Below are 13,216 nucleotides of genomic sequence, written 5' to 3'. Positions count from 1 at the left end.
TTTGTCCTCCTTATGGCTATTGGACTTTTAGTCCTCATTATTATCTTTATTGTCCTCTGTTTTTGCGTCAGAGTCCTCATCTTCCTCGTCATCATCTTCCTCGTCATCATCTTCCTCGTCATCATCTTCGAGGATATCATCGTCATCATCATCATCGTCGTTATCGAGTTCACTTTCGTCGAAGTCGTCGTCATCATCGTTGAAGATGTCGAGATCATCGTCATCATCATCGCCTGTTTTAGCGTCAGCACCCTTGATGCCCATGCTCTTGCGGCGTGATTCTTCGATAAGGCGGTGAGATTCTTCTGTACTTGCGTAAAGCACCATGCTTTCGGGATCGCGCTTTCCCTTTGCATAGAATATGATCTGGAGTATTACGGATACGACAAATATTACAGCTGAAAGTGCCTGTGATACGCGGATATTTCCGAGCATAAGGCTGTCTGTGCGGAGTCCCTCAACTACGAAACGCTCAGCTCCGTACCATGCAAGGTACATGAGGAAAAGCTGTCCGTCATACTTTCTGCGCTTTGACCAGAATGAAAGGATAACAAATCCAAGCAGACACCATAATGACTCGTATAAGAAGCAGGGGTGTACAGGCTTTTCCCACAGCATATTCACGCCTTCCTGATAAAGGTCGCCGCCTATCTGCATCTCGCTGCTGATAGTACGCTGTATAGTACCGCCTGTCATGCCGAGGAATGAGCTTGTGTTGGTTCCGAAAGCTTCCTGATTTATGAAGTTGCCCCAGCGTCCGATACCTTGTCCGATAAGGAAACCGATAACGGTTATATCCAGCATAGGTAGCATTTTGACTTTTCGTATCTTACATATTGTAAGACCTACCAGCAGCGCGCCTATGATACCGCCGTATATGGCAAGTCCGCCGTTTCTGGTATTTAATATGTCTCCCCAGTTGCCTTTGTATTCGTCCCAGCGCATAAGGACATAGTATAAACGAGCTCCGACTATACCGCCGATAACGCCGCCGATGATAGCGTCGATAGTTCTGTCTGCGTCGAGTCCGAAGCGTTTCATTCTCGGCAGTGCGTATACAAGAGCAAGGATAAGACCTAAGGTAATAAGGATACCGTACCATTGAATGTGCATATTTCCGATACTGAATGCGGTAGGATCAATGTGGAATTTCCAGCCCAGCTCGGGGAATTGTATTTCGTTTGGTTCTAAAAGCGTTTCTGTTGACATTAAAATTATGCCTCCTTTTCTATTATGGACAGTACACACCTGTCACGGCGCATTTCTCTGCGCATAAAATCGATAACATCGCTGCTTGTCATTTCCGACAGCACTTCTATAGCATCATACGGACCTACACCGTCTATATGAGCGTTGAGCATGAGGTTCGCAACAGCTTCAACGTTGTTGAGCTCGCAGATCATCATACCGTATGAGGATTTCTTTATTCTCTGGAAGTCCTTCTCGTTTATGCCCTCATTTATAAGGCGGTCGATCTCGTCAAAGAGTGCTTCTCTTATGGCTTCGGGGGAATCCGACTCTCCCGAGAATATAGCTGTGAAGTAATTATCGCCGTAGAATACTTCGCCGCCGAATGTGGAGTTTATTATCTCTTCCTTGAGAAGTCTCTCGCACATGGGCAGAGCAGGATCTGACAGCAGGGAAGTTGCGGTGGAAGCCGCAGCTATGTCTTTAAGACGTTCATTACCGCTTTTTGCAGTGCATTTGTAGCCTAAATTGAAGATAGAAGCACCTACGGGCTGTTTTTCATGCACCTCTGACTGCACTATCTCGGCAGGCTCATCGGGGAAAACGGTTTCCAGTCCCTTGTCGGTACATGGGCGGAGACAGTCATCGCATATCTCGAGTACCTTGTCCGCACTGATATTTCCTGCAATGGAAAGCACCATATTGTTCAGATTATAGAACGTATCATAGCACTTGTAAAGCAGGTCTGCATCTATATGGGATATGCTCTCAACAGTGCCTGCAATGTCTATCTTTACGGGGTGAGCGTGGTACATTCCTCTGAGCATATTGAAGAATACACGCCATTCGGGATTGTCATTGGTCATTTTTATCTCCTGACCGATGATGCCCATTTCCTTGTCAACGTTTTCCTTTGTGAAGTAGGGTTTTTGTACGAAATCAAGCAGTATTTTCAGGTTTTCTTCGTAGTTCTTTGAGCAGCTGAACAGGTAGCAGGTCTTGTCAAAGGACGTAAAAGCGTTGCCTGATGCGCCTGTTTTAGCATAAAGCTCGAAAACTCCGCAGTCCTCGTTCTCAAAGAGCTTGTGTTCGAGGAAGTGCGCTATTCCCTCGGGAACAGTTGTATAATCCTTGTCGGCGGCAGTCTTGAACATAGTGTTCACAGAGCCGTACTTTGTACCGAACAGAGCTTCTATACTGCTGAAGCCTTTCATTTCGCATATATATATATCAAGTCCGCTTTTGTGCTTTACGTGTATACAGCTGTCGCCTGTGCGCGAGCTTGTAAGGATCTCTTTATTCATTCCTGCACCTCCTTATCAAGCATGAGATATACGGTATCGAGCTTCAGAGAGTTTGCAGCCTGTACTATCCTTTCCTTTGTGACAGCCCTGAACTCGCGGAAGTGTTCCTCGGGAGTTATGAGCTTTCCATCGCTGAAACAGTCGAAAAACCAGTTTATATACGATGAGGCAGTATCGCCTATCTGCAATACAGCATTATCGAGTGCCATAAGTGAACTTTCTATCTCCTCATCGGTGATATTGCCGTTTTTTATCTCTTCCAGCTGAGCGAGTATCTCATCACGGGCTTTGTCTATGTTACAGCGTTCTATGCCGCTGTCCACGAAGAAAGTGCCCTTTGCGGAAACAGAAGTGCTTACGCAGTAGTAACACAGGCTCAGTTTTTCCCTGACATTGAGGAAAAGCTTTGAGAAAGGCATTTCGCCGTAGATTATGCTGAGCATTTTCAGTGCATACTTATCATCAGAGTCTGTTTTGAAAGCAAGCACCATTTTGCACTGATTAACGTCGAATTCCTCGGAAACGTGCTCTGGCTCGGGTTTAAGAGGACTGTGATTGCGTATACTTACTTTTCGCGGAGCTCTTTCTATCATTCCGAAGCTTTCGGTGAACATTTCCGCGAAGGAGCTGTCCTCATGTGGAGAAACGTAGTATATCTCTATCTGCGCAGTTTTCAGAAGCTCCTCATAGGCGCGGTATGCGTCCTCGGGAGATGCATTTGAGGCGGCTTCACGGCTTCCGTAGCCTGTACACTCCGCAGGCTCTCCGCGGAAAGCTACCTTTGCAGCCTGAGAAATGGCGTAGCTGCGCTTCTGGTTGAGCTCACCGTCTATCCTGTCGATGAGGTCTTTTTTTACTATATTAAACGAATCGGCATCAAATGCACAATTGCTGACATTTGGCTCAAAAAGACAGCCGTGTATCAGCTGACGCATTTCGCCGCATATATCTTCGCCGTCGATAGCATACTTGTTATCGAGCCATGAAGCTTTCAGTCCAAGTATTTGCGCATCGCCCTTTTTTCTTGCTATAGAGCCAAGACCTGCACCGTAAAGCTCGGAAAGCTTTTCACACAGTAAGGCGTATGTGTTGTACTGACGGCTTGATACGGTAAGGATACTTATTCCGAGGTTATTCACGGCTGCGGTCTTTTCGCTCAGTTCAGTGAGAAAATAGACTGCGAGGGAACTGGACTTGAATTTATCGTCAATAATAGTGGTAAATCCTATATTATCGCCCAACTCTGACCGTTTATATATCATCAAGCTTACACTCCAATCCTAAAAAGCTATACAACATATTATAACACAATTAAAAATAAATTACCATAGTATTTTGCATTTTTTTCAAATTTTGTTATATCCGCCATTATATTGTTGCAAAATACTTGATTTTTGATAATAAGAAGTGGTATAATATAAAATAGTTAATTGTATGTATTTGCAAAGGAGGCAGAATATGGATTACAAAGGCGAAAAATGTCCCGTTTGCGGAGAAATCTTCACAGATGATGACGATATAGTTGTTTGTCCTGAATGTGGTACGCCTCACCATAGAAGCTGTTATACTGCTGAGAGCAGATGTGCCAATGAAGAATATCATTCTACTGGCAGAAAATGGGAAAGAACGGTACAGAAAAAGCCGCTTTACAAAGTGTGTCCCGTCTGCAATTTCCCCAACAGGGTAACTGACAATAACTGTCAGCGATGCGGTGCGGAAATAAATGATATTTCTATCGTTTCAATGAATGAGAATGAACCTGAGAAGGTCGATGATAATATACAGGCTGCTTTTTCGGCAGATCAGGAAGCGTTTCTTGATCCCATAAAGTATCTCGGGCTTGATCCCGATGAGGATATGGGCGGTGCATCTATGCAGGAGGTCACGGATTTCGTCGGACCGAGCACCATATACTATCTTCCAAAATTCAAGCGTATGAAGGACGACGGTACAAAGCCTTCGTTCAACTTTTTCAGTCTGATATTCCCGACACTGTATTTTGCAAACAGAAAGATGTGGGGCTGGGCTATACTGGCTGCTGTACTGGGAGTACTTCTAAATCTTCCCGCAGATCTTCTTCTGTATATCGAGGAATTTCCCGACAGCCTCGCAAGCTTTATCTCGAACAACAAAAGCATGATACAGGCTGTGAGCGATATATGCCTCGTGGCGGATATTGGCGTAAGAGCTTTATTCTGTTTGTTTGCCAACTGGCTGTATTTCAGGTTTGCCATGAATTCGCTGAAAAAACATAAGACCGGCGGCAGACCTGCTTCTTCCATAAAGGCTGAAGGCGGCATCAAACCTATGAATATGCTCATAATCACAGCAATAAAATACGGCATAGGCTTTATAGTTCTTGCTGCATTATACTACGGATTTGAAATGGCAACTACTATAAAGGATTTCAGCACATTATGTCTTATGTAGCAAATGAGCAGACCGAGCTTAAAAGCTTTTCATACGGCTGTATGCTTGAAATAACGATATATGCATATCCGTGTATGCATATTACATAACTGGGGGGATATGTTTTGAGGCTGAAAAAAGCATATTTTGTTTTTCTGCCTTTTTTATGTATCTTTTTCTTTGGCTGCGCTGTTCAGGACTACCCTACATATACTTATCAGGTAGTGAACGGAGTTGGTGAGGATTATCTCATAAACTACTGTGAGCAGACCAATTATCCCGAAAACAATACAAGAGTAAAGGTTTTCAGGGGCAAGAAAAAGGTAATGGACTATAACGGCGGAAGCTATGCAGGCTGTAATTCGTATACGCCGTCTCAGATAGTATTTATCTGCAAAAGCGGAGATGTGGATTACTACTATCTGAAGTCGCAGCTTGAAGAATATCTGGTGGCTGACGGAATGGTAGACCTGAAAACAAATTACAATATGCTCGTTCTGAATAAAAATAAAGCCGAAATGACAGAAGATGAAAGAAAGGTCTACGCCAAGACCTCAGCTACTATAAGAAGTGCTATATCTGCCGAAGACGCTGAAAAACGCTTTGCAGACTGCGGATACAGTTCATCAGCGTTTATGACTTTTTATAATTACAGTTGAAAAAAAGCCCTGTGTACTTATGTACACAGGGCTTACATCATTATTTTTGCTTAGTTGTAGTCGGCATCTGTATCAGGCCACAGCCTGTACATTGGTGTGTTTGATGATCCGTCGCCCACCCATATCTCGGTGTTCAGCGGATCTCCGTCACGATAGCAGACAAACCAGCGGTTGAGCGGCTTTCCTGCCTGAGACATTGTGTATTTTATAGGTGTTTTTCCCTCACCGGTCAATGAATTGAGTGAGTCCTGGAATAATTGAGCATCGGTACTTCCGCCGCTCCAGAGTGAATGATTGCCGCCTGCATTGGCAGCACCGTCTTTCGTGCATACTGTATAGAGCGTATATGTCTTTGTTGTTCCGTTGTATTTTACAGTTTTTTGAGCAGAAGTATTGTTCTTAGTGTAGGATAGTGTAGCATCTTCATCATCAGCAATTACAGTCATTACGGCATCAAATATCGTTTTAGCACTTGAAATATCCGCTGTACGTTTTGATTTTCTTACGTAGCCCATTACAGAGGGTACAAGAATTGCAGCCAAAACAGCAATTATCGCAATGACAACGATAAGTTCAATAAGTGTAAAACCATGTCTTTTAAATTTTGCCATATAAATTCCCCCTAACTTATAACGCAAAATAATGATGATTTTTTCTTATTATACGATGTTTTTTTGAACTTGTCAATAGATAGTTCAAAAAAATTTTTTGATGGTGTATAGCTGATTTTTAATAATACAACCAGTATTATTTTATGCTGTATCGTTTAATCAATTATAGGGGATTTATGTAATTATTTTGCTATAACTTTCTTGAAAGCTTTCTTGCCTTTGCGGACAATAACTTCGCCTTCAAGCTTTATCATTTCCTTAGGATCAGTTTTCTTCACATCGTTGACTGTGATGCCGCCCTGCTGAACGAGACGTCTTGCTTCGGAGATAGAAGGAGCAAGCTCAGACTTTACAAGGAGACTGAGAAGTCCGATAGCACCGTCTGTAAGGTCAGCGGAGTCTATCTCTGCAACAGGCATATTCTCGTTTGAACCGCTTCCGCCGAAGAGAGCCTTTGCAGCAGCCTTTGCCTTTTCAGCTTCTTCTTCACCGTGGACAAGCTTTGTGAGCTCGTAAGCGAGAAGCTCCTTAGCAGCGTTGAACTGTGCGCCTTCCATAGTCTTTTCCATTTCCTCGATCTGCTCTACAGGAACGAATGTGAGCATTTTGAGGCACTTGATAACGTCAGCGTCGTCAACATTTCTCCAGTACTGGAAGAAGTCGTAAGGAGAAGTCTTTTCGGGATCGAGCCATACTGCGCCCTTTTCGGTCTTGCCCATCTTCTTGCCCTCTGAGTTGAGGAGAAGAGTGATAGTCATAGCGTAAGCGTCCTTGCCCAGCTTACGGCGGATAAGCTCTGTACCGCCAAGCATATTGCTCCACTGGTCATCGCCGCCGAACTGCATATTGCAGCCGTATTTCTGGAAGAGCTGGTAGAAGTCGTAGCTCTGCATTATCATGTAGTTGAATTCGAGGAAAGAGAGTCCGCGCTCAAGTCTCTGCTTGTAGCACTCTGCTGTGAGCATACGGTTTACGCTGAAATGTGCGCCAACCTCGCGGAGTACTTCGATGTAGTTGAGGTTCATGAGCCAGTCAGCGTTGTTGACAACGATAGCCTTATCCTCAGAGAAGTCGATAAAGCGGCTCATCTGCTTCTTGAAGCAGTCAACGTTGTGCTGGATAGTCTCTGGAGTCATCATCTTACGCATATCGGTCTTGCCCGAGGGATCACCGATCATAGCTGTACCGCCGCCGATGAGCACGATAGGCTTATTGCCTGCCATCTGGAGACGCTTCATAAGGCAGAGTGCCATGAAGTGACCAACGTGGAGTGAATCGGCTGTTGGGTCGAAGCCAATATAGAAAGTAGCCTTGCCTGCGTTGACAAGCTCCTCTATTTCCTTTTCGTCAGTGAGCTGCGCAAGGAGTCCTCTGCGCTTGAGTTCTTCAAAAGTAGTCATTATTTATTTCTCCTTTAAATTATTTTTTATTATTTTAACTCCGCGGCGCATGAGTTCGTCACAGAGATATTCGAGCTGTAATTCGTTCCCGTGAATATCATATGTATGCTTTTGGTTCTTTAAAGAAATACACACATATAACTCGTTTTTTTCACCGCCGTAAAAACTGTAACGGTCATATTTTTTTGTGCGCTTTCTTGTAAGTACGGCATTGTATATATCAGAAATGCTGAAATAACCTGTTTCAGACATATTGATGTATACACAGTAATCTATTCCAATGTTAAAATCACATTCTTTGGTGCAGATCATGTTGCCTCCCATATAAGAACGCTCTATCATAGGAAGTTTTTCGTCAGCCCGTTTTATAAACAGTTTCACATAAAAACCGCTGAAATGAATTATTGCCATTACAAAGCATAAAATAGCGATTCCACTTGTAAAAATAAGTAGAATTTCTGATATAAAATCATGGTCATCTTTATATATCCATAATGCAAACGGAATGAATATCAGCACTGAAAAAGACATAAAAAGCCATCTCGGAGCGAATTTCCATCGACTTATAGTTTTTAAATCAGATTTCATATTTTCGCCGGTGATTTCACGAAAAGCGTTTTTTTCATAGTTTTCAAGAATCTGCTGCCTTATAACGGATTCAGGTTCGGAAGCACTTTTTAAAGCTTTGCTTTCAGATTTTTTATCAGCCAGTTTTTCTTCTGCAATATTTATCAGCAGAAAAAACGGTATCATCAAAAGAGGTGTGAATGTAAACCATAATTCGTTATATCGTTCCATTAAAACAGCTATAAAAAATAATAACGCAGATATACTGCTGAAAAGCAGTATAAGAAGTCCGATTTCCTTTTTCCGTTTTTTCATAAGCAATTACCGTAAAGAATAAAATAATCAAATTTCTTTTTCTTCGAGCATGGTTTTCAGCTTTAAGAGCCATTCAGGCGGCTCATTGCCATATATTACGAGATTACCGTTTTTGTATTCGCCCACATTGACGAATCCGTTTTCGTTATCCCAGAATTCAGCTTCACTGCAATATGGCAGCACAGCAGCAAGGTCGTTGAAACGCTTTTCGTATCTGCGGTGTACGTCCTCAGCAGGGATATCGTGACCGCCCTTGCGTACTCGGTTTGCTATTCTCAGCAGGCTTTCTTCGCAGCTGTTTACGCCTATATAATACAGTTTTATGTGATAATCAAGTTCTATAGCGCGGCGAATGGTTTTCAGTGTCCTGACTTCCGAAAGAGTAGTCTCCTGTGTAAAGCTTAGCCCCTTTTCAAGACATTCTTCCATAAGTTTTATTGCTTTTTTGCCGCCTTCGATTCGGTCTCCGTCAAATTCAGCATTTAGCTTGTCGGTGTCGATTATTAAGCCGAGATCATCGGTCTTACGGACGAGAACGCCTGTAAAGCTGCTTTTGCCAACACCGTTGACTCCTCCGATTATGGTATATGTTTTCATATTTCACCGCCTTTGAATAAGTTTACAGTGTTATATGCATAAGCAATGAAAACGTCGGGCGTTTTCATGTATATCACGACCTTTCGCGTACATTGCTCAGTCCGCGTGTTTCATTATGGCTTTCAGCAGACCGAGGAAAGCGGAGTGTATGAAGGTACGGACTGCCACAAGGAGCTGATCGCCCATAAATATATATTTAATGTATCCGTAGAAGTTTTCGCCGAAGCTGCCTGTGTTCTTCTGCACAAGTGTGTCCAAGTAGGGCTCAACGGTAGTATTGCCGAATGTGACGAATTCCACGAATACTGCAAGGAGTATGGCTATGGTAAATCCCAGGTTGAGATTTGCACTGTCAAGACCTGCAAGCCCCGAAAACGGGTGGATATACCTTGTGAACAGCGATGTGAAGCAAAAACACAGCACAGTGCACACAGTCATGCGTATAAAAGGGGAGTCAGCGCCGTTTTTTGCAGGGCTCATGAAGCCGATATACATAAATAAAAGCGAAACGAGGAATACAGCCAGCGAAAGGCTGAGATATCCGATTGCTTTTTTCATGGCGTTCACTCCTCTCCGAAAAATAAAAGCCCCCGAACAGCATAAACTGTCCGGGGGCGAAGTTACTCGCGGTACCACCCCGATTTTTCCGTATATACGGAACTCGAGAAGCTGTAACGGGCTGCCCGTCCGCACCTACTGAAAAGCTTCAATGCGGCAACTCCCGAATGTAAGTCTCTGTACGCCGTCATTCCCTTGCACCGAACGGGAACTCTCTGTATCGGGCACTGTACAGGTTTTATTCGTTCACAGTATTTACCTGTTTATCATACCACATCTTTTTTAGCTTGTCAAGAGCCCGAAGCAAGATTTTCAGGCAGTTGAGCGGCAATGCTTCTTCCTTTTCTCCGTGTACATATTATCGTCCATTTCGTTGAGGAACTTGTCGATAGTGTCTGTACCGCTGAAAAGGCTTTTTCCTATTGAGAAAGACAGCTGATAATCGCTTCTGTCCTCGGAATTGAATTTGCTTAGCTGATTTCTGATGCTCTTTTCGATATTGAGCAGATCAAATTCGCTGTCAGCTTCGGATATGATGATGAATTCATCACCTGCAAAACGAACGGCTACGCTCTTTGACGGCTTTGCGCTGCGTATTATCTCTGCGGCATTGATAAGAGCCTTATCTCCTGTTGAATGACCGTACATATCATTTATGCTCTTGAAGAAGTCGATATCTATCATTATACCGCCAACCTGAGCACCTCTGCACGATATATCGGACAGGATATGGTCGAGATAATTACGGTTGTAAAGCTGTGTAAGAGGATCAATGTAGGAAAGCTCGTTCTGTAAACTCATATATGTTCCTGCGAGAGCTATCGCTATGGAACACCATACAAGGGATATGCCGTAGAACAGGAGCTGTGTCGTCGAACCTATTATTATGGGAGTTATAAACATCCATATCGGGAAAAATCTGGCTTTCTGCGAACCCTTGTAGTATCTGTACCTTACGGCTACGCTGAGACCGAGATAAAGGAAAACGCTGAAAAAGTAGATATATCCCAGTGGCTGACGATGATATACGTTGTTTTCATCAATTGTGAAAAGATAACCCCATTTGAGGTTAGGGATAAGTGCGAGAATAAGTAATACCGATGGTATTGCAAGACGAGTATAGTATTTTTTTAATCGGCTTTTCTGTTTATATAGCCTTAGATCAACGTAAACACACCACATGAATGAAAGAGATATATTCATGGCGTAAAGAACTGTATTTGTGACGGAAGTAATGGCAGTTGCACCTGTAAAAGTCTTGCCGTCTACCCAGAAGGCAACAGTTTCGCCTAAACAAGCTGCTATTGTAATACCTATCATAGCAGAAAAAACTCTGTCACTCAGCTGTTTGCGCTGACGAACGAGATAACTGCTGATAAGAAGTACGAAGAGTATCGTTACACCTATCAAGTTAGTTACTGTGATAGCTTGTAGATTCATAGAATCCTCCTTCCCCATAGAAGACCATACTTATTATAACACATTATATATATGCAGGCAAGCTTTTAACTAAAAATTTACAAAATATGCCTAAAATGTTTGGATTTGCAATGATTTTACCATGAATTGTTACTGATTTTAGTTTTTTTCGGTTTGGTACTTGAAATTTGAAAAGGTTTGATATATAATAAGTTATGATATTTTAACGGGAGGAATAAGTAAATGAGTTTTAAAATCGGATTTGATAACGAAAAATACCTCAAAACACAGTCTGAACACATCAGACAGCGAATATCACAGTTTGGTGATAAGCTCTATCTTGAATTCGGAGGCAAGCTTTTCGATGATTTCCATGCTTCGAGAGTACTTCCTGGATTTAAGCCCGACAGTAAGTTACAGATGCTTCTTCAGCTTAAAGAAGATGCAGAGATAGTTATCGTCATAAACTCTGACGATATCGAAAAGAACAAGGTCAGAGGCGACCTCGGTATAACATACGATGTAGATGTTATCCGTCTTTTCAATGTTTTCACAAAGATCGGACTTTATGTGAGCAGTGTTGTCCTTACCCGTTATGATGGTCAGCCTACAGCAGACGCTTTTCAGAAGAGACTTGAAGCCCTCGGCATAAAGGTATACCACCATTACAGCATCAAGGGCTATCCTTCAAATCTCCGGTATATCATCAGTGATGAGGGATACGGCAAAAATGATTATATCGTAACGAGCCGCAAACTCGTCGTTATAACAGCTCCCGGACCGGGAAGCGGTAAAATGGCTACCTGTCTTTCACAGCTCTACCATGAGCACAAGAGAGGTGTAAATGCAGGATATGCAAAGTTCGAGACTTTCCCAATATGGAACCTTCCTCTCCGTCACCCTGTAAATATCGCTTATGAGGCTGCAACAGCAGACCTTAACGATGTTAATATGATAGATCCTTTCCACCTTGAAGCTTACGGCAAGACCACCGTAAACTACAACCGTGATGTGGAGATATTCCCCGTGCTCAATGCAATGTTTGAAACTATCCTCGGCGAATCTCCATACAAATCACCTACGGATATGGGCGTTAATATGGCTGGAAACTGTATCGTTGACGATGAAGCTGTCAGCGAAGCTGCAAAGCAGGAGATAGTTCGCCGCTATTATACAGGTATGTGTGACTACCGTAAGGGACTCATCTCAAATGACGAGGTAATGAAGCTTGAACTCCTTATGAAGCAGGCAAGCGTAACTGTTGAGGACAGAAAAGTTGTTTTGGCAGCTCTTGAAAAGGAAAAGGAAACAGAAGGACCTGCGGCAGCAATGGAGCTTCCCGACGGTACTATACTTACAGGCCGCACTTCAAATCTTCTCGGTGCAGTATCAGCACTTCTCATAAATGCACTGAAGCATTTTGCTAAGATAGATGATGATATACTCCTTATGTCTCCTAACGTAATTGAGCCTATCATGGCATTAAAGGTAAATCACCTCGGCAACAACAACCCGAGAATGCATACCGATGAAACTCTTATAGCACTTTCTATCTGCGCAAATACAGATGAAAACGCCAAGAAGGCTATGGAGCAGATATCAAAGCTCCGCGGCTGTGAGGTACATTCAACTGTTATCCTTTCGGCAGTTGACGAGCGTATCTTCAAGAGACTTGGTATCAACCTTACCTGCGAACCTAAATACGAATCATAATAAAAAAGAAGCGATCTTATGATCGCTTCTTTTTTTGTAGGGAACGCCGCCCTCGGCGTTCCGAAATTGAAATGGGGTTATAAGTTAAAAGCTCCCGTATTGGTCAGCTTCTCTTAGCGGAAAAAGTGAATTACCGAGCCTGAAAGTATTGGCTCGGTAATTTTATGCCGCGATTTAGGCAGAGGGGACACCTCTCCGGGAGCTTATTTTTATTGTTCAGAGAACATCTCTTTGCTTACTCCGCAGAGAGGACATTCAAAATCATCGGGAAGATCTTCAAACTTTGTGCCGGGAGCTATACCGTTTTCGGGAGAGCCCTTCTCTTCATCGTATTCCCAGCCGCAAGCGTCACATACGTATACCACATCTACACCTCCTTTGTCAATGATATGCTCCTCATGGAGCTCTTTTAATATCCCTTTGTTATTGTTACTTTTCATTATATAGTTATATTATGAACAAATCAAGGTGGGAAA

At 43.0% G+C, this 13,216-nt stretch carries 13 protein-coding genes and 1 other annotated feature; of the genes, 3 read left to right on the top strand and 10 right to left on the bottom strand.

Annotated elements, in window-relative coordinates; all coding sequences use genetic code 11:
* Window positions 1-27: 27 nt before the first annotated feature.
* The 3 genes from lgt to yfmF are packed head-to-tail and all read right to left on the bottom strand — an operon-like array spanning window position 28 to window position 3,754.
* Window positions 28-1,209, bottom strand: a complete 1,182-nt coding sequence (gene lgt / locus BLW60_RS02730; protein WP_074714351.1) for a prolipoprotein diacylglyceryl transferase — start codon at window positions 1,207-1,209, stop codon at window positions 28-30.
* A gap of 5 nt (window positions 1,210-1,214) precedes the next feature.
* Window positions 1,215-2,492 carry an EF-P 5-aminopentanol modification-associated protein YfmH gene (yfmH, locus tag BLW60_RS02725; protein ID WP_074714350.1) on the bottom strand — a complete coding sequence of 426 codons (1,278 nt, stop codon included), beginning with the start codon at window positions 2,490-2,492 and terminating at the stop codon, window positions 1,215-1,217.
* A complete protein-coding gene (gene yfmF / locus BLW60_RS02720; RefSeq protein WP_074714349.1) occupies window positions 2,489-3,754 on the bottom strand; it encodes an EF-P 5-aminopentanol modification-associated protein YfmF in 1,266 nt (421 codons plus the stop codon). The genes yfmH and yfmF overlap by 4 nt, the downstream gene beginning before the upstream one ends.
* A 196-nt stretch (window positions 3,755-3,950) precedes the next feature.
* Between yfmF and BLW60_RS02715 the strand changes: the two genes are divergently transcribed.
* Both BLW60_RS02715 and BLW60_RS02710 read left to right on the top strand, forming a co-directional pair.
* Window positions 3,951-4,922: an RING finger protein gene (locus BLW60_RS02715; protein ID WP_074714348.1), complete on the top strand. Its 972-nt coding sequence runs from the start codon at window positions 3,951-3,953 to the stop codon at window positions 4,920-4,922.
* 104 nt (window positions 4,923-5,026) lie between these two features.
* Window positions 5,027-5,560, top strand: coding sequence for a hypothetical protein (locus BLW60_RS02710; RefSeq protein ID WP_074714347.1), 534 nt, complete (start codon window positions 5,027-5,029; stop codon window positions 5,558-5,560).
* Between the two features lie 50 nt (window positions 5,561-5,610).
* On the opposite strand, the gene BLW60_RS02705 is transcribed toward BLW60_RS02710, so the two are convergent.
* The 6 genes from BLW60_RS02705 to BLW60_RS02680 all read right to left on the bottom strand — a co-directional run bounded on the left by BLW60_RS02705 (window position 5,611) and on the right by BLW60_RS02680 (window position 11,048).
* Complete coding sequence (locus BLW60_RS02705) at window positions 5,611-6,171, bottom strand: prepilin-type N-terminal cleavage/methylation domain-containing protein (protein ID WP_074714346.1); 561 nt, start codon at window positions 6,169-6,171, stop codon at window positions 5,611-5,613.
* A 182-nt stretch (window positions 6,172-6,353) separates the two neighbouring features.
* The gene (gene tyrS, locus BLW60_RS02700; RefSeq protein WP_074714345.1) at window positions 6,354-7,571 is read right to left on the bottom strand and encodes a tyrosine--tRNA ligase; all 1,218 of its coding nucleotides are present in this window, start codon (window positions 7,569-7,571) and stop codon (window positions 6,354-6,356) included.
* 3 nt (window positions 7,572-7,574) lie between these two features.
* Entirely contained in the window at window positions 7,575-8,453 is an 879-nt protein-coding gene (locus BLW60_RS02695) for a hypothetical protein (RefSeq protein ID WP_074714344.1), read from the bottom strand.
* 27 nt (window positions 8,454-8,480) lie between these two features.
* Window positions 8,481-9,050 carry an ATPase gene (locus tag BLW60_RS02690; RefSeq protein ID WP_074714343.1) on the bottom strand — a complete coding sequence of 190 codons (570 nt, stop codon included), beginning with the start codon at window positions 9,048-9,050 and terminating at the stop codon, window positions 8,481-8,483.
* A gap of 96 nt (window positions 9,051-9,146) precedes the next feature.
* On the bottom strand, window positions 9,147-9,608 hold the full coding sequence (locus BLW60_RS02685) for a hypothetical protein (protein WP_074714342.1): 462 nt from the start codon (window positions 9,606-9,608) through the stop codon (window positions 9,147-9,149).
* 49 nt (window positions 9,609-9,657) lie between these two features.
* Window positions 9,658-9,867 (bottom strand) — a binding site (T-box leader).
* A gap of 53 nt (window positions 9,868-9,920) precedes the next feature.
* Entirely contained in the window at window positions 9,921-11,048 is a 1,128-nt protein-coding gene (locus tag BLW60_RS02680; RefSeq protein ID WP_074714341.1) for a GGDEF domain-containing protein, read from the bottom strand.
* 222 nt (window positions 11,049-11,270) lie between these two features.
* Here BLW60_RS02680 and BLW60_RS02675 point away from each other — a divergent pair, with 222 nt between their 5' ends.
* On the top strand, window positions 11,271-12,740 hold the full coding sequence (locus BLW60_RS02675) for a DUF1846 domain-containing protein (protein ID WP_074714340.1): 1,470 nt from the start codon (window positions 11,271-11,273) through the stop codon (window positions 12,738-12,740).
* Window positions 12,741-12,949: 209 nt separating this feature from the next.
* Here BLW60_RS02675 and BLW60_RS02670 read toward each other — a convergent pair whose 3' ends face one another.
* Complete coding sequence (locus BLW60_RS02670; RefSeq protein WP_175460863.1) at window positions 12,950-13,180, bottom strand: rubredoxin; 231 nt, start codon at window positions 13,178-13,180, stop codon at window positions 12,950-12,952.
* Between the last annotated feature and the right edge of the window lie 36 nt (window positions 13,181-13,216).

It is taken from the genome of Ruminococcus flavefaciens (genome assembly GCF_900108555.1).
Classification (GTDB): domain Bacteria; phylum Bacillota; class Clostridia; order Oscillospirales; family Ruminococcaceae; genus Ruminococcus; species Ruminococcus flavefaciens_P.
Note: the sequence above shows the minus strand (reverse complement) of the source record. Positions and strands in the feature narration are given on the sequence as shown.

What these genes read in the sequence shown, in the direction of transcription:
- lgt (WP_074714351.1), bottom strand. Translation starts at nt 1,209, where the DNA reads ATGTCAACAGAAACGCTTTTAGAACCAAACGAAATACAATTCCCCGAG.
- yfmH (WP_074714350.1), bottom strand. Translation starts at nt 2,492, where the DNA reads ATGAATAAAGAGATCCTTACAAGCTCGCGCACAGGCGACAGCTGTATA.
- yfmF (WP_074714349.1), bottom strand. Translation starts at nt 3,754, where the DNA reads ATGATATATAAACGGTCAGAGTTGGGCGATAATATAGGATTTACCACT.
- BLW60_RS02715 (WP_074714348.1), top strand. Translation starts at nt 3,951, where the DNA reads ATGGATTACAAAGGCGAAAAATGTCCCGTTTGCGGAGAAATCTTCACA.
- BLW60_RS02705 (WP_074714346.1), bottom strand. Translation starts at nt 6,171, where the DNA reads ATGGCAAAATTTAAAAGACATGGTTTTACACTTATTGAACTTATCGTT.
- tyrS (WP_074714345.1), bottom strand. Translation starts at nt 7,571, where the DNA reads ATGACTACTTTTGAAGAACTCAAGCGCAGAGGACTCCTTGCGCAGCTC.
- BLW60_RS02695 (WP_074714344.1), bottom strand. Translation starts at nt 8,453, where the DNA reads ATGAAAAAACGGAAAAAGGAAATCGGACTTCTTATACTGCTTTTCAGC.
- BLW60_RS02690 (WP_074714343.1), bottom strand. Translation starts at nt 9,050, where the DNA reads ATGAAAACATATACCATAATCGGAGGAGTCAACGGTGTTGGCAAAAGC.
- BLW60_RS02685 (WP_074714342.1), bottom strand. Translation starts at nt 9,608, where the DNA reads ATGAAAAAAGCAATCGGATATCTCAGCCTTTCGCTGGCTGTATTCCTC.
- BLW60_RS02680 (WP_074714341.1), bottom strand. Translation starts at nt 11,048, where the DNA reads ATGAATCTACAAGCTATCACAGTAACTAACTTGATAGGTGTAACGATA.
- BLW60_RS02675 (WP_074714340.1), top strand. Translation starts at nt 11,271, where the DNA reads ATGAGTTTTAAAATCGGATTTGATAACGAAAAATACCTCAAAACACAG.
- BLW60_RS02670 (WP_175460863.1), bottom strand. Translation starts at nt 13,180, where the DNA reads ATGAAAAGTAACAATAACAAAGGGATATTAAAAGAGCTCCATGAGGAG.